Below are 23,866 nucleotides of genomic sequence, written 5' to 3' on the forward strand. Positions count from 1 at the left end.
AACTACGCTGTCGGGGAGCACCAGCAAATTACGGCGCTCCCCCGATCCTGCCAGTGCACCACCATCTCCTCTGCACCAACATCCAAGCCCGGTTTAATCAGTTTTAAACGCAATTGCTGCCGCGTAATATCAATTGACTGCAGCGTCAAATCAGAGAACTCCAGCCCAAGCCGTAACTTGGGGTACAGCGCTTTATAAAGACTTTCCTTAGCCGAAAAAGCCAATGTGAATGCTGTGCTTTTATCCGCAACACCGGAATCGACAATCAACCTTGATATCAACTTCTGCTCGGCTGGCGACAACACCATATTCCAAAGTGCGGCGACGGTGTTTTCATCGGCCTTATGTTCGATATCAATCCCGAATAATGCACTGGATGTCATGGCCGCCGCCACCGCCCAATCCCGGCTATGACTGATCGAGCCCACCACCAAACCACTCGCTAATTCCGGCCACTGGGGCAAGCCATCCGCCGCCATCGGCGGACACATGCTGCCCGCTCCTAAATCGCTCAAAGCTCGTCGCGCGGCAAATCTGCCCGCTAAAAATTCCGCCCAACGCGACGGAACCGCCGTTCGCAGCGCTTCTGGAAAGTCACATTGATACAGACAAAAATGATGAGGGCGAAAATCCGCTACAGAAAAACGACACAGCCATGCCGCCCCATCAAAACCCTGAAGTTTCAGCGCGTGGGATGCAATAAGGAAGTGATCCTCACGGGGGAATTCAAGAACCGAGGACATCAGCCAACACAGCGCTGCAGTTCGCCATCTATTACTCGAAGGCTTTCTTCTGCCGCAACAGCGTCGAGTAAACCCGCCTCGGTCATACATCGAATCGCTTCAGCAACGCCGTTTTCCCGGCGCATTTTTTCACCTAACTCGGCGGCCTTACCTTGCATGATTTCGCTATGGGCAAGATTGACCGCTGCCGCAAACTGCTCGGCGGTAAAGGTTTTGCGATCCAACGCCGTAGGTGCCGCCCCCGCCTGTAATAGCGTCCACGCCCAAAATGGCTGATCACCAAAGAAAGGAATAATTACCGAGGGAATACCCGCTCGCGCAGCCGCCGCCGTGGTGCCCGCCCCGCCGTGGTGTACCGCCAAGGCCACTTTCGGAAACAGCCAATCGTGAGGAGCAGCATCCAGCACATAGCAATTTTTATTGGCAGAAATCTCGAGGCCGCCCCAGCCCGAGGCGATAATTGCACGGCGACCACTGGCTAAAATCCCCGCCAGAATTCGCTCACTAAAGGTGCTTTTATCTTCCGCCACCATACTGCCAAAACCGATATAGATCGGTTTTTCACCGGCAGCTAAAAACGCCTCTAACGATTCCGGCGGCGTCCAACTTGCGGCTTGCTCTAAATAGAAATTACCTACCACTTTAATATTCTGTGGCCAGTGCGGCGAAGGTGCTAATAAACTCGGGCTGTACGCCAATAAGCGATAGCGATCCCGACTTTCTTGCCGGTAATACGGCCCATACCAGGGGTAGGGTTTTAATTTTAAATCACGACGCAGCTGGGCATAGGCGGCCCCCAACATTTGCCACGTCAGCACGCGGGCAAACTGATAAAGACCAAGATTAACGGCCCCCGGTAATTTCTTGCGCCCCGGTTTTAACACCATTGGCGGAATATCCGGGCAAGGAGTCACCGGCTGCAACTGGGTTTCTACGCACTTTGCTCCCACCAGCTCCGCCATTGTCGAGGCCAGTAATGCGACCATGCCGTTGCCGATAATCAGCTCAGCACCCGCGACCGCACTTTGCGCTTGAGTAGACCAGTCAGATGCCATATTGCGCAGGTGTTTACGCACCGTGGGCACCAGCGCGATTGGATTTAAGCCCTTTTGAATGGCCCGAGGATCACTGGCCATCACCTCTAAAAAATCAGCACTTAGCGGGGCATATTCCAAGTCATTTTCCTGAATCAGCGCGGCGCAGCTTGCACCACTGGCAATAACGACCCGATGGCCAAGTTGCTGTAACGCCACGCCCAAGGCCACAAAGGGACGAACATCCCCCTGCGTGCCTATCGAGAAAATAACTATGCGCATGTAAGCACTTTTTCGACTTTCTCAAACCACAGCATTCGGTCAGCACGCTGCAAGGCCGCGTTCACCACCGGGCCAATTTGCGCCAGCGCGTCCGGCTCCAACATTTGCTGGTGCGCGCAGTCCACATCCACCAACTCTACCGCGCGGGCATGACGACACCAGACCGCTGGACTGTGATGCAGCACATCCGCCATATCCACCTCGCTGCTAGCTGCCGCTCTGAAAAACAAAAGATCAGCGTCTACCACGCCCGGCACAAATCCACCCAGCAGACGCAGGTTATTTTCAATCACGCGGCTTACGGTATCGATGATCGATACACCGGCGGGCAATGCACTTTGCATCTCATCAACAATGGGCAGATCGTGAATGCGATATTCGCGACAGAGATAATCAGACAGACCCGACATATCTTCCGGCAAGGCCTGAGCCTCACTGACATTCAGCCCTAAAAAGGCCAAGGTTGAGCGCACGGTCTGCGGCGACAACGCCGCCTCATTTTGCCAAGCCAGTTGATGCGGGTAGGCATCCATCATGCCGAGGAAAGCGACTTTCTCTCCCAACTCCTCCAACTGACGCGCCAACTCATGGGCGACAACACCGCCCATAGACCAGCCCAATAATTGATAGGGCCCTTGGGGTTGCTGCTCGCGAATCTGGGCAAGATAATCCGCCGCCATTTCCTCAATACTGCCCGGTAATTCGGCATCGCCTTTTAAACCCGCCGCCTGCAAAGCGTAGAGTGGGCGACCATCGGCAAGATGCCCGGCCAAACCCGCAAAGCCCCACGACAGACCCAATACCGGATGAATACAGAACAAGGGCGACTGGCCGGCATCGCCGCGACGCAATGCCAGCATATTGTCGAAGGGCTCAGCGCCCAGACTTTTCTCAAGATTGGCAGCCAATTCGGCAATGGTATTTGCTTCAAACAGGGCCAGTAGCGGCACTTCTTGCTCAAGGGCATTGCGTAATTTGCTAACCAATAACGCCGCTTTAATTGAATCGCCACCCAGATCAAAAAAGCTTTCGTGTATCCCGATACGATCCCGCTCCAGCACGTCTTGCCAGAGTGAAACTAACAGCGTTTCCAGCTCCGTTGTTGGCGCAACATACGCTTGCTGACTACACCACTGCGGCAGCGGCAAGGCTTTACGGTCGAGCTTGCCATTTACATTGGTGGGAAATTCCGCCAGCGCCAATACCTTCACCGGCACCATATATTCCGGCAGTACCAACTTCAGCTCGCGGATAATGCGCTGCGCATCCGCTTCAGAAAAAATATTGTCCTGAGTGAATGAATCCGGCTTTACGTAAGCAACCAATTGCGTGGCGCCAGCAGGATCAGTGCAGGCAATCACCGCACTGGAACTCACGCCGTCTAGTTGATCAATCAAGGCCTCGATTTCGCCGACTTCAACCCGGAAGCCGCGAATCTTGATTTGAAAATCATTGCGGCCAAGGTATTCCAGCGCGCCATCTTCGCGCCAACGCACCAAATCGCCAGTGCGATAAATGCGTCCCTCCGCAAAAGGGTTTGGCATAAAGCGCTCGGCGGTTAATTCCGGACGATGCAGATAACCCTGCGCCACGCCCTCGCCGCCGATATACAGCTCGCCTATTTCGCCACAGGGCACCGGAGACAAATGCGCGTCCAGTACATATAACTGGGTATTCCAAATGGGGCGGCCAATTGGCGGTGCTGCCATCTCCCTTTCATCAATGCACATCGCGGTAGACCACACCGTGGTTTCAGTGGGGCCATATAAATTGATCGGCGCGGGGCCCAAGTCACATAATTTTTTCGCCAGTGCTGGCGGCAAAGCCTCACCGCCCACCAAGGCCTGAACACCCTGCAAGCCTTCATCACCTTCGGCCAACATCAACTGCCAGTGGCTCGGCGTAGCCTGCACAATATCCACCTGATGCTCGGCAATAAACGCGTTCAAACTGCGAGGATCTTTCACCGTGGCACGATCGGCAATCACTGTTGCCGCGCCACAAATCAGCGGCAAATAAAGTTCAAGCGTGGCGATATCAAATGCCACCGTGGTCAGCGCTAAAAAGCGATTATCAGCCGAAGGCTGAAGCGTCTGTTGCATCGCCAGCATAAAATTGAGCAAATTGCGCTGACTAATTACCACGCCTTTTGGCCGCCCGGTTGAGCCGGAAGTGTAAATAACATACACCGGACTCTCCGCCCGAATCGGCGCAAAAATGATGTCACTCAGCGGGGCATCGCTGGCCATTTCAGCTAGGGCAGCAAACTGATATACGCGAGTATTGTCGTCGACAGGAATAGCTAAACCAGCCTCGCCGCAAATCATCAGCGCGGGTCGGGCCTCTTCACATATCGCCGCCAATCTCTGCACCGGCGCATCGGGATCAAGCGGCAAATACGCCGCGCCACTGCGCTGCACGGCTAACAAACTCACCAACATATCTACATTTCGAGGCATGGCTACCGCCACCACATCCCCAGACCGGACACCCTGCTGATAAAGCACCGAGGCCAAGCGACAAGCTCGCTGATGCAACTCGCCATAGCTGAGATAGCATTGACCATCGCTGACTGCCAAGGCCTCTGGGGCACTCAGTGCCTGTTGTTCAAAAAGCTCAATAACTGAAGTTTCTGGCAGTGCCTGCTCGGTGTTATTCCAATCCTTAAGCAGGCGCTGGCGCTCACCATTATTGAGGATATCCAGCTCTGCCAATGTTGTTTGCGGACGCGCAATAAAGCTGTTGATCAGCCGCTCGAGTCGCTGCAAATGGGTATCGAGCTGAGCTTGGGTATACAAACCGGGGTTGGCATCCAAATCCACTCGCAAGGGTTGTTGAGCACCTCGGTCGTAGACAAAAACGGTGAGGTCTTCTACCGAACCATTGCTGAGATTGTGGCTGCGCGTGCCGGCCTCACCAAAACGTAAATCGTAATCGAAGGGCTCAATATTCACCCCAACCCAGGAAATTTGCTGGCCTTTGCCGAGCAGATTTAAATCCTTGCGCAGTGCTTCGTAACGGTACTGCTGATGGCGCAAACTCTTGCGCACGGTTTCGCCAACCTGCTTCAGCAAATCCGCCAGCGCTAACTCGCCCGACATTGCCAAACGAATCGCCACGGCATTGGCCATCATGCAAGGTGTGTTGCGCTGCTGCCGATTCACCCTTGCGGTAACCGGCATACCAAACACCAAGTCTTCTGCACCGCTAATGCGATAAATATAACTGGCCAAAAGTGCAATCATCACTTGCGGCAAAGTGCTGCCCGTGGTTTCCGCCAATCCGCGAAGTGCATTGGAGCTTTCCAACGACAGCGCCAATGAACTGCGCATTAATCCACCACAGCGCTCACCGCCTTTTGATAGCGACAAGGGCTCGGGCAGCTTCGCCAAGGTCTGCACCCAATAGTCTCGATCACGTTCAAAACGTTTCGACTCTCGATAGCTCTGCTCTTCACGTTGCTGGTGTTCAAGGTCGTGGAAATAGGCTTCGGAAAGAGGCTCTTGATGGAGATAGGCATTGTAAATTTCGCCTAAACGACGGGTGAGCACCCCGCCACTAAAGCCATCCAGATTAATGTGGTGGCAGCGCTGATAAAAATAATAGTGCCGCTCAGAAAGCTTAATCAGCGCACCGAGCCACAATGCCTCGGTGGCAATATTCAAGGTGCGGGTGTAATCGGCGCGCATCCAATCCGCAGCGGCCTTGTGAGGATTGGACTCTCCACTGAAATCGACAAAGGGCAACTCGCCTGGGTAGCGGCTTAAAATATGCTGGCACGCATTTTCGCCTTCATCGACAACCTGAACCCGGCAGGTTTCTGCTTCTTGCGTGAGAGTGTGCAGAGACCGCATGAAAACCGCGACATCGACCTCGCCCAAAATCTCGCAGTATTCCGCCAGATTAAATAGGGTTCCCACAGGGGCGAGTTTTTCTCCCATCCACATCCCGCGCTGAGATTGGGCTAGGGGGATCTTTTTAACAAGCTCAATCGGTAAAGTGCTCTGCCCAGACTCAGACTCAGCCCCGGAGAAGCCGGGCATAGAGAAATGCCCTGCATTGCGCTCGGGGTTGAGGAAAAGGCTGACTTTAGCCATTGCCCGACGCATTGCCGCCGGCCCGGTTTGTTTCGCGTCCATGATCACAATCTCTTACGGATTTCTTTTGCAGGAGCGCCGCCAGAATCACACACGTGATTTCACCGCGACAAGCTTCCCCCTATGCAACGCACCCACAGCATCAGACAGGCTGCCTTAAAAGTGTCGTAGCAAAAGTTTAAATGTGTAATAGCCGAGAAAGGACTACGTAATTTCCCCTACAAACCGGTTCCATGTTTTTGGCTAAACACTCAATCCCTATGGCACATACTATGCCGCAGATAATGATAAACATGTGAAATAGTGGAAATTAAATTTACTAAAATGAGATAAATGACCGATTTTTATACACTTTATTCACTATAGAACACCACTGTGCATTAGCACCAAGATCAATGTGTGTCATAGCGACAGCAAATAAAAATCGTTTACAAACACAAACCAACAAATAGCAATTCACCCCGCGCAGAATGCATCAGGGTGAATCACAAATATCAGCAATGTGTAATAGAGACTTAGATCGCCTCGGCGATCAATTTTTCAAGGTGGGCTTGGTAACCGTCGAGCGCGGCATTTTTCTGCTTGCGCTGTCGCACCGCAATACCTTCAGCGGGAAGTGCCAATGGTAAATCGAGAAACGCCGCCAACTGCCGCATCACCTGTTCTGGATCGGAGCTGAGCGAGAGATAATCAACCTCCATCGCACAATCCTCAGCAAGACTTGCCAACTCACGGCGGTAATTTACCACCTGTGAAACAACCTGCTTGGTCATCATTGGCCGAAACATACGGCCAATCATTTTTTCTCCCAGCAACTGCCGCACTTTACGCATCAGCCACCAGAAGCCATAACCTAAGCGGTAACCTTTGCGTGAACCGCCCCGGCTTAACAGCAATTCTAAATAGTGCTGCGGCCCATCAAGGTAAGTGAGCAGGGCATTCATCATGCTATTAAGCACATCAATTGGCTCGCGGGTGATGTAAACAAAACGCGCATTGGGAAAATGCTGCAAAATAAATGCGGCATTGCCGGTATCCCAAGGGTTTTTTAGCAACACCGCCTCACTGCCGGGCTGCACCGTCATCAGTTTTTGGCAAAGCTGTTTGAATAAGTCCGCATTGTGCTCATTGAGTCGAAACTTGCCGCTGTGCTGCCGCAATAGAAAGCCGTATTCCTCAACCTCATCGGCATTCACCGGCACCGTATCCAGCTTGCGATCAACAATACCAAGGGACTGAAAGCAGGCATTCAGTCGCGCTTTATCACGCGCTTCTACGTCGTTGCGGAAGTTTTTCAACAAGCGATCGAAATAAAATAAATGGTACAAACTCAACTGAGCCAGCGGAAAACAGCGCGCCACACAGTCGTAAAGAAACGTCGTACCCGAGCGATGCAAACCCATAATAAATACCGGCCGAACCGGCTGTGCCGACAACTCCGCGAGATAGGGCTGATCTTCTACTGTTTTTGGAAAACCGGGATCGGGATTTAATTTCATCTAGCTATCCGTTATTCATATTTCTTGCGATGCGCAGCATTCTTGGGACAAGTCCCAGCCACATCAAGTTCAAAGCGCATTTTTGCCGCTTTCTGTGACAAACTGAACGCACTGACAAATACCGCCGGCGGCCAAGCTTGCAAACGCAAGCACAATTCTTTTCTGGGAGCCTCTGATTAATGTAACGAGTGCAGCAAGATCGGTTGTCGCCGGAACGCAGAAAGCGGAGTTTATATGCTAATAAATGAGCATTTCGAGTACCGCCGGCAGCCAAGCTTGCAAACGCAGTAATTAATCAGAGGCTCCCCACAAGCATAAAAGTTTCATATTCGGAGGTTATACTGCTTAATTGGCCTCTTTACACTTAACCGTTTTCGATCATGCAGCACATTAAAGGCTTACTGCCCAATGCCGTTTCTGAAAACCTCCGCTTTCTTTGCGTTGAGGTAGACAGTCAGCTTGGCAGCTTGCAGCAGCTATTCAAAAGTGCAGACAAGGATCTTGCGCCTTCGCTGATTAACCGCAGTGGTTACGTTTTTAATCTGCAAAGTCGCATTCACAACAGCGCCCTTAGCGCGCTGTCGAGCAGTAAAGCGGAAGGGCCCAAACTGGAAGTTTTGCGCTGCGTCCAGATTATTGCTTCACAATTGGAGCGTATTAGTGAACTGGCCCGTGAGTGCGCGAGACAGTGGGGCAAACTCGAACTATCCGGTAATTTAAGAGAAAACCGTTTTCTTAATATGCTTGATGATGTGCGTCACTGCATCGATCTTATCGAACCCGCGCTCGAAGAAAAGAATAGCGACTCTGCATTGGATATCAGTCGATTGTGTGACGAGCTAAAAAAAGACTACGACAAGCTACACCACAATTACATTGAAAGCCTCAAACAAAGCGACCATATAGAAGACTTAACCAACGCCCTGTTTATTGCCCGCAACATTCTACAAATGGCCGAAGTCTTGGAGGATATCAGCGAGTCTATTTTATCCAGCAAATTGGGGCAGAATCTTAGCTTCTCGCAATACCCTAACCTCAGAGACTCGGCGCGGCGTTTAGGCAGCGGCAAAGCTCGTGATTCCATCCAGCTGGAACCCATTGCCGAAACCCGCTCTGGCAGTGCTATTGCCGGAGTCAGCCAAGGAGAAGGCAAGGGCTATATGGCCATTTTCAAAGAGGGCCAAAAAAGCAAAGTTAAAGAAGAGCGACTTGGCGTTGAAAGCTGGCACGATATTTACCCCGGCTTAGCTCCCAAAATTTTGTCTTACCAAAAACGCGGCAAATCCGCCGCGCTGCTGATCGAGCATTTACCCGGCCTTACCTTTGAACAAATCCTGCTACACGAGTCTCCTGACTTACTTGACGAAGCACTAAAACAACTGAGCAGAACCTTAAAATCGGTGTGGCAACAAACCCGTCAAGAAAAAACATCTAATGCAGGATTTATGCGACAACTGCAAAAGCGGCGCAACGAAATTTACGCCATTCACCCGGAATTTCAGCACGGCAAAAGCGCAATTTGCGGCCACGCGATTACCGCCTTTGACACACTGATTGAAGAAATCGCCCAGCTTGAAACAGCGCTGCCCGCGCCGTTCTCGGTTTATATTCACGGCGATTTTAATGTCGACAATATTATTTACGACCCCCTCGAAAAGCGGGTCAATTTTATCGACCTACATCGCTCCCGCTATATGGATTATGTGCAGGATGTCTCGGTGTTTATGGTTTCTAACTACCGCCTGCAAATTCTCGATGCCCCGCTGCGGCGACGCATTTTGAAACTGGCGATGGATTTTTATAAGCAGTCAAAACGTTATGCCGTCAAAAATGGAGACGACAGTTTTGACCTGCGATTGGCGCTGGGTCTGGCGCGCTCATTTGCAACCTCTACCCGCTTTATTCTCGACAAGTCTCTCGCCCGCAGCATGTTTCACCGGGCGCGCTATTTAATGGAACTGGCACGGACCGCCGACCTTAAAAAGCCCAGCGACTTCCAGCTACCGATTAAGGAGATTTTCGTTGGCTAAGCCCAAAATTGGCATTATCGGCCTGCCCGGAAAATGGTCCACTGAAACCCTTGCCGACGCGATTGAACAACGCACAGGCTTTCGCCTGATTATTGATATGGCCAAGGTCAAACTGGATATTGCCTCTGGCAAATTATTGTTTGGGCAGCACGACCTATGTGCGCTGGATGGCCTGATCATCAAAAAAATCAGCAGCAAATACAGCCCCGGCTGTCTTGATAGACTCGAACTACTGCGCATTGCCGAAAAAGCTGGCGTGCGTATTTTTAGCCGCGCCGAAAATGTGCTGCGTCTCATAGACCGTCTGAGTTGTACTGTCACATTAGCTAATGCCGGCATCCCCATGCCAGATACCATTGTTACCGAGAGCCCGGAAGCTGCGCTTGATGCGGTGCAACAATACGGCAGCGCCGTTTTCAAACCGCTGTTTTCCACCAAGGCGCGGGGCATGTGTATTCTCGACGCCAGCTTAAAAAGCGGCGAGTTACGCAACGCCATTGCCGAGTTTCAACAAGACAACCCAATGATGTATATCCAGCGCAAACTGGCGCTACCCGGACAAGATATGGGGCTGGTGTTTCTCGGCGGCGAATATATGGGTAGCTATGCTCGCGTTCCCAAAGGCGATAGCTGGAATACCACCATTCACAGCGGCGGCCACTACGCCGCCTGCTCACCCCCGCAATCCACTATCGACATGGCTCATCGTGCGCAAGCGGCGTTTGGTTTGGACTTCACCACGGTTGATGTTGCCGATACCGACAACGGCCCAATTGTTTTTGAAGTTTCCGCTTTCGGCGGCTTCCGGGGCGCAAAAGAAGGTGCCAATTTCGACGCCGCCAGCGCCTATGCGGATTACGCCTTAAGAGAACTGCAATCATGAATACGGCACCAAGCACCGCAGCGGTCGCAGAGCAGCTACTACAAGGTCACACTCTGCTAGAACAAGACCTGCTGTTATCAATAGATGGCTACGGCTTGCGCGTTCGCAGCAATAGCTCCGCATTATTGGAAAAGTTGGCAAACTATTTTCAGCATATTGTCGGCCAGCCAGAACAAATTCATACCGAAGTTATCGCCATTGAATGCGATGCACCGCAACTCGATATCGACTTTACCGACTGGAGCCGCGAGCCGGGCAAAAAAGGCCGCAAAGATAGCTTTGTTGAATTGCGTCAGGGCCGCCTACTGCGCAAAGTCAGAACCGGCATGGTGTTTTTGCAGCAAACCCGACGCGTTATTGCCATCGGCCCCTGCCTGCTCAATGACAACCAAGTCATCAACTTTATCAATGCCCAATATATGAACTGGCTGCAACAGCGCGATTGGATAATCTGCCATGCCGCTGGCCTTTGCCGAGGTGATCGCGGCTTAGCCATTGCCGGATTTTCCGGCGGCGGAAAATCCACCCTAATGCTGAAAATGATGGAAGATCAGGGCCTGCAGTTTTCCAGCAATGACCGGCTGTTTATCAAGCGCGATGAAGAAGGCGAGGTTCAATTTGCTGGCATACCAAAAATGCCACGTATTAACCCTGGCACTATTGTGAACAACCCGCGCTTGCAAGAACTCATTCCTGAAGCACGGCGCCGCGAATTACTGGCCATGCCGACAGAAACACTCTGGGAGCTGGAAGAAAAGTACGATGCCATGATCGATCAGCTCTACGGCAAGGAGCGGATTCGCCATCGGGCCAATCTTTCAGCACTGCTTATTCTCAACTGGAAATGGGATAGCGCAAACCCGTTTCAGCTTAATCAGGTAAATCTGAGCGAGCGCCCCGAACTGCTCAAAGCCATTATCAAATCACCGGGGCCGTTCTACCAAAATGCCTCCGGGCGTTTTCTGGAAGATCGCGAACCACTCGCCGACCACGCCTATTTAAATGCCTTGGCCGACATCCCCGTTTATGAGGCCAGCGGCAAAGTCGACTTTGAAACCTTAGGCGCCGCCTTTGACCAGCTTACTGGCTCAGGTAACCACTAATGCCACGCCTGATCGCCGCTCTAATCCGCCACGGTGACTACCACCAATTAGCTGATACACCCAGCGCTCACCAACCTTTTCCACTTAATGAAAAAGGCTTGGCGCAAGCACAAAGCGGCGGCCAAAGAATTAAAAACCTAGTCGACGAACTAGGGCTAACTCTCCACCCAGAAATCGACACATCGCTGCTACAACGCGCCTGGCAAACCGCCGAACAAATTCAACAGGTACTCGATCCCGGCCAACAAGACACTCAACTTTGCGGCTTCGCCGAATTAGCCGAGCGCAGTGTTGGCAGCGCCGCGAATTTAAGCACCCATGCCATCGCCGCCATTATCGACCAAGATCCGCGCTACCCCAGCCTGCCAAAAGACTGGAAATCGAATAGCCACTTCCGCCTGCCGTTTATCGGCGCAGAATCATTGATGGAATCCGGACAGCGCGTGGCGACACATTTACAAACACGCATGGCTGAACTAGAAACCCAGATCAGCACCGATACCGTCAAACTGTTTATTGGTCACGGCGCCGCCTTCCGTCACGCCGCGCATATTTTGGGCGCACTGGCGTTTGAGGATATTGCCAAATTGAGCATGTACCACGCCGAACCGGTATTGCTGGAATACTCCCGAAATGGCGATTGGCAACACATTGGCGGCAAATGGAAAATCCGCGACAAACACAGCGCTTACAAGGACTGAGACCGATATGGCTTCTGAATTTTGTCCAATACGCTGGAATGCAAAAGGCTTCCCTGCCGAGGGAGAATACTGGCAACTCGGCAAACACGGCTCAATGGGCAAAGATCGAAGCAACCACCACGCGCTAGCCGAAGTATTAAGCAAGGCCATCGGCCACCAACCGTGGAGCTGGCCTAAGAAACCCATCCTGTTTATCTCTGATCCCCACGCCGACGCCGATGCCTTTGTTGGCTCCTTACACGCCTCCGGTGGAATTAAAAAAACCGGCCTAAACTTGCTGGATTTCAAACTGAGCAAAGCCGGCAAAGATGCCACCTTTATTATTGGCGGCGACTGCCTCGATAAAGGCCCCAGCAATCTCGACTTACTCCGCAGTATTCGCGCCTTAAAAGACATAGGCGCCAACATCAAACTACTCGCCGGCAATCACGATGTACGGTTATTGGTTGGCTTACGCAGCATGGATTTGGTACCCGACCCACGCACCGAACATTTTTTTGTGCGCATGGGCCCCAAGGTCATTCCGCTGTTTAAAGAAGTGTTTGAGGAATATTTTGCCGACGGCAAACTGCCCAAAAACACCCCGAGCTTGAGCGAATGCCGCCGAAAACTCTACCCCCGCGAAAGCTGGTTTGTTCACTTCGCCAAAGAAGCCGCATGGCTAATGCCAGACGAAGCGATCGAGCGCGAACTTATCCGCATACGCAAAAAAGTAGATGACTTTGAACACGCCTGCGAAAAATCAGGAATGACGTTGCGCGATATCTACGCCGCCGCCATTAAATGTAAAGCGCTCTTTTTGAAACCCAGCGGTGAATTCAGTTGGTTTTTTAAAGATATGCAACTCGCCTATAAAGCCGGTTCGTTTTTGTTTATTCACGCCGGCCTCGACGACCGCATTGCCACCTTGATCAGCGAAGAGAGTGTCGCCCATCTCAATAAGCTCTATCGCTACCAGATCCAACACGACCTGTTTGAGTTTTATTACGGCGCGCTGGCCAATACCATGCGCACCAAATACCGCGACGTGGATATGCCGCTCAGTCAGCACGGGGTTGAAACCGCTTACAATTCCGGCATTCACGCCATTGTGCACGGTCATCGCAACCGCCACGAAGGCCAGCGCATTATGCTGCGCCAAGGCATGATTCACTTTGAAGGTGATATCACCCTCGATCGCCACTCGCGTAAAAAAGAAGGCCTAAGTGGTATTGGCCACGGCGTCACCGTGATTCACCCCAAAGGGCAGGTGATTGGGCTGAGTAATGATTATCCCTGTGCTAAGGTGTTTGAACCTGCCCACTACTTGGGGAGCCAATAGAGCCCTTATGAAAGAAACTAAAAAAAGCTTCCGCCACGAATCCATTCAGGACACCCAATCCATCAAGGATATTTTTGAGGCGATTTGCAAAGGACTTGGCGATGGCAGCCTGAGCTTTAGCGATGAAGACGGCAGTATCGTGATGAAGCCCAAGGGCTTGTTGAATCTCAAACTCACCGCCAGTGAAGAAGATGCCCGCCGCCGGGTAGATATTCGAATTTCATGGGAAGAAGAAAGCGGCGCAAACCGAAAAAAACAGCTTAAAGTGAATTAAGCGCGGCTCAAATGGCCGCGCTCTTTAAACTCAGATCAAGAAATCCCCCGATCCTTCTGCTCCCAAAAGGGTTTACGCAATTCCGTCTTAAGAATTTTTCCCGCCCCCGACATCGGTAAGGCGTCCAGCACGGTCATGCTTTTCGGGCATTTATAGCCAGCAATAAGCTGCTTGCAGTGCTCTCTCAACACCTCAAACTCCAACTCAGCACCCGGCTTTAACACCACCGCCGCATGAACCCGCTCCCCCATATCGTCACAGGGAATACCGATGACCGCACACATGGCTACCGCGTTATGCTGCATAACGGCATTTTCCACTTCCACGGAGTAAATATTTTCCCCGCCAGAAATAATCATGTCTTTGCAGCGATCCACCACAAAAACATAACCGCTGTCGTCCATATAGCCCATATCGCCGGTGTGCATCCAACCGCCTTCCAAGGCTTCGCGGCTGGCTTCCTCACGGTTGATATAACCCTTCATCAAGCTGGGGCCACGGGAAAGAATTTGCCCTACCGTATTACGAGGCAACTCATTATCTTGCTCATCGGCAATTTTAAGTTGGATATGCGTTCCCGCCTGACCGGCGCTGCGCAAGCGGCCGAGATGACGATTCTCTGGAAGATGATCTTCATGGCCGAGAATAGTCATCACCGCTGAGGTTTCGGTCATACCATAAACCTGCGTAAATGCGGCTGTCGGCAGGGCTTCCATTGCGCGCCCCAGCAAGGCCTCGGAAATGGGCGATGCACCGTACATCAGATTTTTAACACTGCTGGTATTAGTGGTCTGACATTTAGGATGATCCACCACCGCCTGCATCATTGCGGGCACTAATAGCAGATCAGAGATAGCCAGCTCTTCAACTAACGCCAACACCGTTTCAGGATTAAACGCGCTGAGGAAAATATGCTGGCCACCGCGAATCACCATACCGGTGCTCATCATCATGTCCGCCAAGTGAAACATCGGCGCAGCATGCAGGCCCTTGCTGCCTTTTTGGAACAGTCCTTCCGCCATCAATGCCGAAGCCGATGCACAAATACTGTCGTGGGTGAGCATCACACCTTTAGAAACCCCAGTTGTGCCCCCGGTATAAAAAATGCCGAGCAATTCGTCACCGCAGGCCGCAACATCCTCAACCGGCGCATTGTTCGCAATCAGAGATTCCGTTGACACAAAATGATTTATCTCGGGTTTGTCTCCCGCATAAAAAATGGTTTCAAGGCTGGGGGTTTCAGCCTTAACTTGCACCACCGCTTCTGCAAAATGATCGTCAACGATAATGCCGGTAGACGCCGAATCACGCAGCGAGAATGCGATTTCCGCAGGCGACCAGCGAAAGTTAACCGGATTTACCACCGCACCAATCCAGGCAATGGCGAGATAAGCCTCAAGATAGCGATCACTGTTTAAAGACAAAATGGCAATTCTGTCGCCACGCTTAAAGCCCTGACTTAAGAGCCCGGCAGCCAAACGCGACACGCGGTTTTCAAGCTGACGAAAGGTGTGAGTTCTGCCATCACATATCGTGGCAATATTGTCCGGCTGTTGTTGCACCGCCCGGTGCAAACCCTGGGTAAACTGCATGCGGAAACCTCTATTAGAATTATTCAGTCTCCAGCACCACGGGTGATGGCTGGAGAGGCATGATAAAAATTAAATTTAAGGCCGCACATTGCTCGATAGGAGCGGGAAGAAATGATGCCCAGCCGGAGTACGGCGAGCAAATTCAGCGTTATTTGATTTATTAATTTAGCTCAGATTTTTGATTTCCATGATCAACACGGCAATCAGGCACTGGCCCGGTCGCTGATAAATATTTTTAAACTGTACAACAAAATTGTGACAAATCCGATTAAAAAGTCAGGGTATGGCTCGGCTTTTGGCAGCTATCTGCTCCCAAACGTGCATCAGTAAACATTTTGCCGATCACTTGCTTACGATAGCTTTCATCCACAAATTCCGCCGGCGCGGGATTGGCCAAATAATAAAATTCACCGTCATGCCGCTGTGTCTGACTCAAACTATCCAACCGATCACGGGCCAAGGGCGTCACTACCGCAATACTGAATTCAGGACGGCGCTCGCGCACGGCACCCGCCGTGCCTAAAAAGTCTTCGCTGTGAAAGCTGCCGTTGATATGCACTACCAGTAAATTCGGCTTGGCATCTTTGGCCGCAACAATGGTTTCCGCCATTGTGTTATCCCTAGCCAACTGCGCCAAATAACTATTATCTAGCTGGTTTTCCGGCACATGGGCACTGCCACCCATCTCGCGCACAAATTTTGATTTATACCCAAGCACATCCGCAAATGGCTGCTTGGCGAGCAGTGGTTTTTCCGCCGCATCTAACTGGTCAATATAGTTTTTTCCCAAGCGACCAATACAGTGCACCATCGCGGAAGGCGCGTTGGCAGCCAGCACCGGAATCTGATTTTCTCTAGCGAACTCCACCAAGGGGCGGTAACTGCCAATATAGTTTGACCACGCCTCAGCATCATTGATCAAACGCCGCTCACCCACTTCGTTTTTCAAATAGCGATTAAGCACCGCCTGCCTATCCCGGTTGAACATTTCCATGCTCAACACCAGCTCCCGACCTGACTTTTGCGCCTCGGTATAAAGTCGCTCTAACAAGCGCATTTGCAAAAGATGTGAGGCGTGATTGTCGTGCCATTCACCAATAAAAATAACATCACGACTCGCCAATTGTTTTACCAATGAGCGCAGACGCAGCGGTTTTAAATCCGCGCCCAATAATTGGTAATCATAGGCGGTTGAAAGTGACCGCAACGGCTTGTCGGGCTGCACATCTTTCGAGCGAGGAAAAAGACTACAGGCGCTCAGCAACAATGCGCTGCTGAGCAATATAGCGACGACCCGGAAAGGCCGCGCCAAGGTGATTTTTGTTTTCATGGACCCAGTATTTTTTGCGTGGTGATCAGCCGATAGCTTCGGCCTGATCACCTGAACTTTCCAACCAAACCTTGCGATCGGCTGCTCGCTTTTTCGCCAGCAGCATATCCATCAGGCTATCGGTTTCATCATCGGGCTCAATTGCCAAGCGCACTAAACGGCGGGTGTTTGGATCCATAACCGTTTCCCGCAATTGCAGGGGGTTCATTTCACCCAGACCTTTAAAGCGGGTCACACTGACTTTGCCGCGTTTATTTTCCGCTTCGAGCCGGTCGATAATGCCCTGCTTCTCCGCATTATCCAGCGCGTAAAACACTTCTTTGCCAAGGTCGACCCGATACAGCGGCGGCATGGCGACATAGACATGGCCCTGCTCGACCAGCGCGCGGAAATGCCGCAGGAATAGTGCGCAGATCAGCGTAGCAATGTGGGCACCGTCGGAGTCCGCATCGGCGAGAATACAGATTTTGTCGTAGCGCAAACCGCTCAGGTCTGTCGAATCAGGATCAACCCCCAGCGCCACGGAAATATCGTGAACTTCCTGTGAGGCCAAAATTTGCTGGGAATCCACTTCCCAGGTGTTCAAGATTTTTCCGCGCAGTGGCAGGATCGCCTGAAACTGTCGATCGCGAGCTTGTTTGGCAGAGCCACCCGCCGAATCACCCTCGACCAAAAACAGTTCAGAGCGGTCGGCATCGGCACCGGAGCAATCCGCCAGTTTACCGGGCAAGGCCGGCCCCGCAGACACTTTTTTGCGCACCACCTTCTTGGCTTTGCGCAAACGGCTTTGCGCATTGCTGATACAGAGGTCGGCCAGTTTTTCGGCTTCTTCGGTATGCTGGTTTAGCCACAGGCTGAAGGCGTCTTTACTTACACCGGCAACAAAAGCGGCCGCTTCGCGCGAGCTGAGGCGTTCCTTGGTTTGACCAGAAAATTGCGGATCGGCCAATTTAGACGACAACACAAAACAGCATTTGTCCCAGATATCGTCCGGCGCCAATTTAACGCCGCGCGGAATCAGATTACGGAATTCACAGAACTCGCGCATGGCATCCAGCAGGCCGCTGCGCAGGCCGTTTACATGGGTGCCGCCCTGCGCGGTCGGAATCAGGTTAACGTAAGATTCGGTAACCAGTTCACCGCCTTCCGGCAGCCATTGCACCGCCCAATCCACGGCCTCGGTATTGCCGGAGAAATGGCCGACAAAAGGCTGTGCTGGCAACACTTCATATTCGCGGGTATTGCTGGCCAGATAGTCGGGCAGGCCGTCTTCGTAATACCACTCTTCGCTTTCTTCGCCGGTGCGGTCTTCAAAAATCACACGCAAGCCGGGGCATAACACCGCCTTGGCCCGCAGTACGTGTTTCAGTCGTCGAACGGAAAATTTGGCGGAGTCGAAATATTTTGCATCGGGCCAAAAGTGGACTGTAGTACCCGTGTTGCGCTTGCCGCAGGTATCAATCACTTCCAGGTCGCTGGCTTTGTCGCCATTGGCAAAACCGATGCGATGCACTTGGCCATCGCGCTTGATGGTCACTTCCAAACGGGTCGACAGCGCATTCACCACCGACACACCCACGCCGTGCAAACCGCCGGAGAACTGATAGTTGTCGTTGGAGAACTTACCGCCAGCATGGAGGGTGCTGAGAATAACCTCCACCCCCGGCAGTCCCATTTCCGGGTGGATATCTACCGGCATACCCCGGCCATCATCCGCACAGCTCAGCGAGCCATCATCAAACAAGGTGACATGAATCTGACTGGCGTGACCGGCCAGTGCCTCGTCCACGCTGTTGTCGATCACTTCCTGAGCAAGGTGGTTTGGCCGCTGGGTATCGGTGTACATACCGGGGCGTTTGCGAACCGGCTCAAGGCCGGTCAACACTTCAATAGACTGTGCGCTGTATTCTGACATTGTGATCCATTGGCGCCGCCGCAGGCGGTCGCTTACTTAATTCCAAATCGCGTTATTGTTAACCGGAGAGGCCCAGAAATTCCACTACTGCACCCATATGGCGCTCAAAATTCTGGAAATGATGGTCGCCGCCTTCCTCAATAGTCAGGGTTTGCCCCTGATAAAAGGCTTCAGCCCGACGATAATCCAGCACTTCATCACCGGTCTGCATCAATACCCAATAACGGCTGTGCAGATTATCCGAAGGCTCCATTGCGCGAATCGTTGCAATGTCATCCTCATCAATGGTGAAGGTTTGCTGGGAATAGGGGTTGGTGTGTGTCCCCAAAAAATGGGCGGCTAAATCCGTGGGGCGCACCGCGGGATTAATCAGCACCGCCGGCAGGCGATAGCGCTCGGCCAATACGGTGGCAAAAAATCCGCCCAGCGAACTGCCCACCAAACCCAATCGACAACCCGGCTCATTTAATAATGCCTGCACTCGCTCATCCAATAATTTCAGGCTATCGCCGGGGGTATTGGGCAGCGCCGGAATATCTAGCTGAACGCCGGGGAAGTCATTAGCCAGAAACTGTTTCAGTTGCTGGGCCTTTTGCGAATCGGGTGAAGAGAGAAATCCGTGAATATAAAGAAGTGCTGCTGTCATCAGGGCCTTTTACACTAGTAGCCGTTTGCTTGCTGATCGACATGAAATGTCTGACCTTCCACGCGCACGACTCCGGTGTCGAAGCCGCCATCAGCTTGCAGACTAAACCAGCGGTAGCCCGGATTAATAGCCTCAAGGGCAAATTTTTTACTTTTGGGGGCAAATTGGATGCAGGTCGACGGCGACGTCAGCAACTGCAAATGGGCAAATTCTTGCTGCCACTGCTGATGCACATGACCACTGACCATGGCTTTAACTGCCGGGGTTTGCTCCGCCAGCGCCAATAATAAATCCGCATTGTCGATGCGCTGGGCATCCAACCATTCGCAACCCACCGGTAATAAATGATGGTGCATGAAAATTAGCGCCGGTTTATCTGCCGATAATTGCTCAGCCAACTGCGACAGCTCGGCGGGTTTTAAAGAGCCGCCCACCTTGCCGGGAACATGGCTATCCAAAAGGGCAATTTGCCATCCGCCACAATCTGCCAGCAGCGGCATCTGCTCAGGTGCAATCTCCCGCATCACCTCGGGCGTATCGTGATTACCGGGCAACCACAGGATCTGCGGGGCCAAGCCCTGCAACTTAGCCAAGGCTCGCCGATAGGCTTCCGGCTCGCCGTCGGCCGCCAGATCACCACTGACCACGATTAAATCAATTGCGGTTTCATGTTGGCGAAGGGCGTCCAGTACCGCATCAAGGCTCTGTTCCGTATTCATACCCAGCAGCGCATCCTCGGCGCTGGCGCCGAGATGACAATCACTGATTTGAACCACTTTTAGAGGGCGTGAAGACACACACAGACCTAACTAAGTTATCGAGTTATTTTTGTTTATACGGGATGGTTTTCAAGAAAGCCAGTTAGGCGAATAGAAAATTCACAAAACCCGACACCGATCTCAGACTGGCATTGCCAACTCGGTAAGTTGATGACCGTGACTCAAACAACGGCTCAGCCATTCGCCCAAATAGCGGTTGAGCTGGGCCTTTTCGTCGCGGTGATGCATACGACTATTGGGGTAGTGGTAGCGGGCACGAAACGGCGTCGGCTTGCCGCCAGCCAGCACTTCCGCCACTTCGGCATCATGGTACATCCGCACCTGCAGGCGAGTGATCGCCCACTCCGCATGAGGGTTACGGCTCAAACGCAAATCCAGCATAGTGGTATAAGGCGCACATTCCAGCACCTCAATATCGATACAGCCACCCGCCATTTGAAAGCGCAAATGCTGCCCCACCCGCAATTCTGACGGCAGAATTTTCTGCAGACGCAGGTAGTTCATCTCGCAATCAGCGAGATGCGCACTGAGGTCTACTTTATATCGTCCTGCCGACACAATAGTTTTCCATAAACATTCGTTAATATTCGAAGTGGCCGCTGGCCCTTCTGTTACACTGCCGAACTGGTTATTGTGACGCCCTGCGGCAATATAACAGGATCAGACTGCAAGACGATTGCAGCCCACTATGCGTCATCCAATTCAATTGCCACGAATTGACATCATTGGAATCCGACACTCTATACAGGTTACCCTTATGCTGATCAAACGTCATCTGCTTGCGACCGCCATACTTGGCACCACGCTATTCGCCGGAGCAAGCCACGCCGACACCCTACTCGACGTTTACGAACTCGCTGTAAAAAACGATCCCCAATTGAAAGCCGCCGAGGCGACTTACCGCGCCAATAGCGAGGCCGAAAACCTCAGCCGTGCGGCACTGCTGCCGCAGATTAGTGGCCAAGCATATATTCAGCAGTTGGATTCAACCGCAAACTCCAAAACTGTCACCGTTACCAGTGGCGCATTTGGCAGCACCTCGACTTCGATTATCGACCAAGAAACCAAAAGCGATACTGATACCACCGGCTACGCCATTTCACTGAATCAAGCCCTGTTTGATCTGCCCGCCTGGTTTAACTTTAAAGCCGGTAAAAAACTGAATGAGCAGGCCGAGGCGCAACTGGCTTACGACCAGCAGTCACTGATTGTGCGGGTAGCGGAAGCCTACTTTAATGTGTTGCGCGCCCAAGAAAATTTGAACGCCTCCCTCTCGGAAGAGCGCGCCGGCAAGCGCCAACTGGAACAAACCCAGCAGCGCTTTGATGTGGGCCTAATCGCCATTACCGATGTTCACGAAGCTCGCGCAGTTTACGATGGCATTGTTGCCCAACGTCTCGGCTTTGAGGGCCAGTTGGCCATCGCTCAGGAAAATCTGAGTATTCTTACCGGACAAAACCACAATCAATTGTGGAATCTAAAGGCCAGCTTCCCGGTGACCCTGCCCGCGCCGGAAAATCGCGCTGAGTGGGTCGATTTTGCTCTGCAAAACAACAACCAATTAAAAGTGGCACTGGCTGGCAGCGATGCCGCTTACCAATCTGCCAAGTCCAAAAAGATGGAGCACCTGCCCAAGATCAGCGGCAGCTTTAGCTATAGCAATGATGAAACCGATGGTACTCGCACCTTCGCTCCGCAAGGTTTTGCCTCGGTTCCACCTGAGAGCGATTCAGAATCTGAAGTGCTGAAGTTCACCCTGAGTATGCCGCTGTTTGCCGGTGGCGCAGTGTCTGCCAGCCGCCGCCAAGCGCTAGGAAATTACCACGCCGCGCAAAGCCAGTTGCAACTGACCCAGCGCCAAGTCGTTACCGGCACTCGCGCACAGCATATTGCGGTGAGCACCGATGTGCAGACTGTTAAAGCGCGTCAGCTTAATACCGTGTCAGCCCGCAGCGCGCTGGATGCCACCGAAGCCGGTTACGAAGTGGGAACGCGTAATATTGTGGAAGTTCTAGATGCCCAGCGCCGCCTGTTTGCCGCCCTGCGCGACTACAGTAATTCACGCTATGACTATGTGATTGATGTACTGAAACTGAAACTCAATGCGGGCACCTTGAGCCCCAATGACATCATTGAGTTAAACAAGTGGCTGGAAGCGGAAAAGATCAAACAGGGTTAAAAAATACCCCGAGCTGAATCACACTAGCGTTTCAGCTCCGCTTCAATCACATCCAGTTGGCGCCGCAAGGCGCCACGATTTTCATCCAAAACAGCCTTAGCCGCTTCCCCCATTTCCCGGCGCTGCTCGGGCGAGTTCAATAACTCTGTCACTGTCGTAACCAGTGCAGACGCATCGTTTACCACCCGGCGCGCCCGCGCTTGATCCAACAGGCTGGCCGCTTCAGCAAAATTAAAATCGCTCTCACCCACAACTACGGGCAAACCCCAGGCCGCTGGTTCCAAACAGTTATGGCCACCACGCGGCACCAAGCTACCGCCAACAAAGGCAATATCGGCCAAACCGTACATCAGCAGCAATTCACCCATGGTATCGCCAAGTAATACCTGATGATGCGCCGCGACCGGCCCAGCGGAGCTGCGACGCAGGCATTGCAAACCTTGCTGTTCAATCAAGTCAGCAACCTGATTAAAGCGCTCGGGATGGCGCGGCACCAAAATCAGCAATAACTCAGGGAAGGTTTTCAGCAAAGATTTATGGGCCGCGAGCAGTTGTTCATCTTCACCAGCATGGGTGCTGGCCGCGATCCAGACTGGGCGCCCAGCAAAATCGCTTTTGGCGGCTTCAGCCTGTTCAAGCAAGGCATTGGGAATGGTGACATCGAATTTTACGCTGCCCGTCACCTGCACTTTTTCAGGGGCCACACCCAGCGCTTTAAAGCGCTCACCGTCAGCAGCGGCCTGTACCAGAATATATTGAAAGCGATTCAGCACCGTGCGACTCAAATTTGAAAGCCGCTGATATCCCCTTGCGGATTTTTCAGACAAACGGGCATTGGCCAAAATCACCGGCACACCGCGCGACGCGGTTTGGCTAACCAGATTGGGCCAAACCTCGGTTTCCATAATTACTGCCACCCGAGGCTTCACTCTAAATAGGAAGCGCGCCACCGCATCGGGTAAATCGTAAGGGGCGTACACATGAAACACGCGATCACCAAAGCGATCCACGACCCGGTCAGAACCGGTTGGGGTCATGGTGGTAACCACCACCGGCAACTCCGGCTGCGCGGCAAGGAAATGCTCAATAATCGGCGCAGCCGCAATCACCTCGCCGACCGACACCGCATGAACCCACAGCCCACCATTCTGAGCTGGCGCTTTAAAAAAACCGAAGCGCTCCAAAATCCGGCGGCGATAGTCCGGTGCCCGCCAAGCGCGATAGCACAGGCGCAACAAAACCAAGGGTAATAAACAGTAGAACAGCAGGCTGTAAATAAAGCGCGGCATTAGGTTATCAAGGCTAAAACAACAGTAAGGGCAAGAATAACGGCGCGGCTCCGGAATAGCCAGACGCTGGCCCACTGGTCAAATTTTGGCAAGCCGAAATCCTGTGCTATGATTCGCGGCTGTTGAATTCACTTCTGCATTACTTCCCCCTTACTATTTCGGAGAAACA

Annotated in this window: 18 protein-coding genes; 7 read left to right on the forward strand and 11 right to left on the reverse strand. The window is 52.4% G+C overall.

Translation table 11 applies throughout. The features are described from left to right. Nucleotides 1-2 precede the first annotated feature (2 nt). The 4 genes from IB286_RS00555 to IB286_RS00570 form a co-directional block, all read right to left on the reverse strand. On the reverse strand, nucleotides 3-743 hold the full coding sequence (locus IB286_RS00555) for a 4'-phosphopantetheinyl transferase family protein (RefSeq protein ID WP_190761716.1): 741 nt from the start codon (nucleotides 741-743) through the stop codon (nucleotides 3-5). Continuing rightward, complete coding sequence (locus IB286_RS00560) at nucleotides 743-2,059, reverse strand: glycosyltransferase (RefSeq protein ID WP_190761717.1); 1,317 nt, start codon at nucleotides 2,057-2,059, stop codon at nucleotides 743-745. Before IB286_RS00560 ends, IB286_RS00555 begins: the two co-directional genes overlap by 1 nt. Continuing rightward, a complete protein-coding gene (locus IB286_RS00565; protein ID WP_190761718.1) occupies nucleotides 2,050-6,198 on the reverse strand; it encodes a non-ribosomal peptide synthetase in 4,149 nt (1,382 codons plus the stop codon). Before IB286_RS00565 ends, IB286_RS00560 begins: the two co-directional genes overlap by 10 nt. 473 nt (nucleotides 6,199-6,671) lie before the next feature. Next, entirely contained in the window at nucleotides 6,672-7,655 is a 984-nt protein-coding gene (locus IB286_RS00570; protein WP_190761719.1) for a sulfotransferase family protein, read from the reverse strand. Between the two features lie 380 nt (nucleotides 7,656-8,035). On the opposite strand from IB286_RS00570, the gene IB286_RS00575 reads away from it, so the two are divergent. The 6 genes from IB286_RS00575 to IB286_RS00600 are packed head-to-tail and all read left to right on the forward strand — an operon-like array spanning nucleotide 8,036 to nucleotide 13,967. Continuing rightward, entirely contained in the window at nucleotides 8,036-9,685 is a 1,650-nt protein-coding gene (locus tag IB286_RS00575; RefSeq protein ID WP_190761720.1) for a phosphotransferase, read from the forward strand. After that, nucleotides 9,678-10,568 (forward strand): GAK system ATP-grasp enzyme, encoded by an 891-nt coding sequence (locus IB286_RS00580; RefSeq protein ID WP_190761721.1) that lies wholly within the window; start codon nucleotides 9,678-9,680, stop codon nucleotides 10,566-10,568. The genes IB286_RS00575 and IB286_RS00580 overlap by 8 nt, the downstream gene beginning before the upstream one ends. Next, on the forward strand, nucleotides 10,565-11,671 hold the full coding sequence (locus IB286_RS00585; protein ID WP_190761722.1) for an HprK-related kinase B: 1,107 nt from the start codon (nucleotides 10,565-10,567) through the stop codon (nucleotides 11,669-11,671). The genes IB286_RS00580 and IB286_RS00585 overlap by 4 nt, the downstream gene beginning before the upstream one ends. Next, entirely contained in the window at nucleotides 11,671-12,372 is a 702-nt protein-coding gene (locus IB286_RS00590) for a histidine phosphatase family protein (protein WP_190761723.1), read from the forward strand. The genes IB286_RS00585 and IB286_RS00590 overlap by 1 nt, the downstream gene beginning before the upstream one ends. Before the next feature lie 7 nt (nucleotides 12,373-12,379). Further along, entirely contained in the window at nucleotides 12,380-13,693 is a 1,314-nt protein-coding gene (locus IB286_RS00595) for a metallophosphoesterase family protein (RefSeq protein ID WP_190761724.1), read from the forward strand. Between the two features lie 7 nt (nucleotides 13,694-13,700). After that, nucleotides 13,701-13,967: an amphi-Trp domain-containing protein gene (locus IB286_RS00600; protein WP_190761725.1), complete on the forward strand. Its 267-nt coding sequence runs from the start codon at nucleotides 13,701-13,703 to the stop codon at nucleotides 13,965-13,967. Nucleotides 13,968-14,002: 35 nt separating this feature from the next. Here IB286_RS00600 and IB286_RS00605 read toward each other — a convergent pair whose 3' ends face one another. The 6 genes from IB286_RS00605 to IB286_RS00630 all read right to left on the reverse strand — a co-directional run bounded on the left by IB286_RS00605 (nucleotide 14,003) and on the right by IB286_RS00630 (nucleotide 20,787). Then, nucleotides 14,003-15,559, reverse strand: coding sequence for an acyl-CoA synthetase (locus IB286_RS00605; protein ID WP_190761726.1), 1,557 nt, complete (start codon nucleotides 15,557-15,559; stop codon nucleotides 14,003-14,005). 268 nt (nucleotides 15,560-15,827) lie between these two features. Continuing rightward, on the reverse strand, nucleotides 15,828-16,889 hold the full coding sequence (locus tag IB286_RS00610; RefSeq protein WP_190761727.1) for a ChaN family lipoprotein: 1,062 nt from the start codon (nucleotides 16,887-16,889) through the stop codon (nucleotides 15,828-15,830). A gap of 25 nt (nucleotides 16,890-16,914) precedes the next feature. Next, entirely contained in the window at nucleotides 16,915-18,804 is a 1,890-nt protein-coding gene (gene parE, locus IB286_RS00615) for a DNA topoisomerase IV subunit B (protein WP_190761728.1), read from the reverse strand. Between the two features lie 58 nt (nucleotides 18,805-18,862). Beyond that, entirely contained in the window at nucleotides 18,863-19,450 is a 588-nt protein-coding gene (locus IB286_RS00620) for a YqiA/YcfP family alpha/beta fold hydrolase (RefSeq protein ID WP_190761729.1), read from the reverse strand. 14 nt (nucleotides 19,451-19,464) lie between these two features. After that, the gene (gene cpdA, locus IB286_RS00625; protein ID WP_190761730.1) at nucleotides 19,465-20,247 is read right to left on the reverse strand and encodes a 3',5'-cyclic-AMP phosphodiesterase; all 783 of its coding nucleotides are present in this window, start codon (nucleotides 20,245-20,247) and stop codon (nucleotides 19,465-19,467) included. 102 nt (nucleotides 20,248-20,349) lie between these two features. Then, entirely contained in the window at nucleotides 20,350-20,787 is a 438-nt protein-coding gene (locus tag IB286_RS00630; RefSeq protein ID WP_317889671.1) for a DUF1249 domain-containing protein, read from the reverse strand. Between the two features lie 199 nt (nucleotides 20,788-20,986). On the opposite strand from IB286_RS00630, the gene IB286_RS00635 reads away from it, so the two are divergent. Next, nucleotides 20,987-22,408 (forward strand): TolC family outer membrane protein, encoded by a 1,422-nt coding sequence (locus IB286_RS00635; RefSeq protein ID WP_190761731.1) that lies wholly within the window; start codon nucleotides 20,987-20,989, stop codon nucleotides 22,406-22,408. A gap of 23 nt (nucleotides 22,409-22,431) precedes the next feature. On the opposite strand, the gene waaA is transcribed toward IB286_RS00635, so the two are convergent. Then, the gene (gene waaA, locus IB286_RS00640; RefSeq protein WP_190761732.1) at nucleotides 22,432-23,697 is read right to left on the reverse strand and encodes a lipid IV(A) 3-deoxy-D-manno-octulosonic acid transferase; all 1,266 of its coding nucleotides are present in this window, start codon (nucleotides 23,695-23,697) and stop codon (nucleotides 22,432-22,434) included. Nucleotides 23,698-23,866: the final 169 nt, after the last annotated feature.

Source organism: Spongiibacter pelagi (assembly GCF_014705705.1).
Taxonomy (GTDB): domain Bacteria; phylum Pseudomonadota; class Gammaproteobacteria; order Pseudomonadales; family Spongiibacteraceae; genus Spongiibacter; species Spongiibacter pelagi.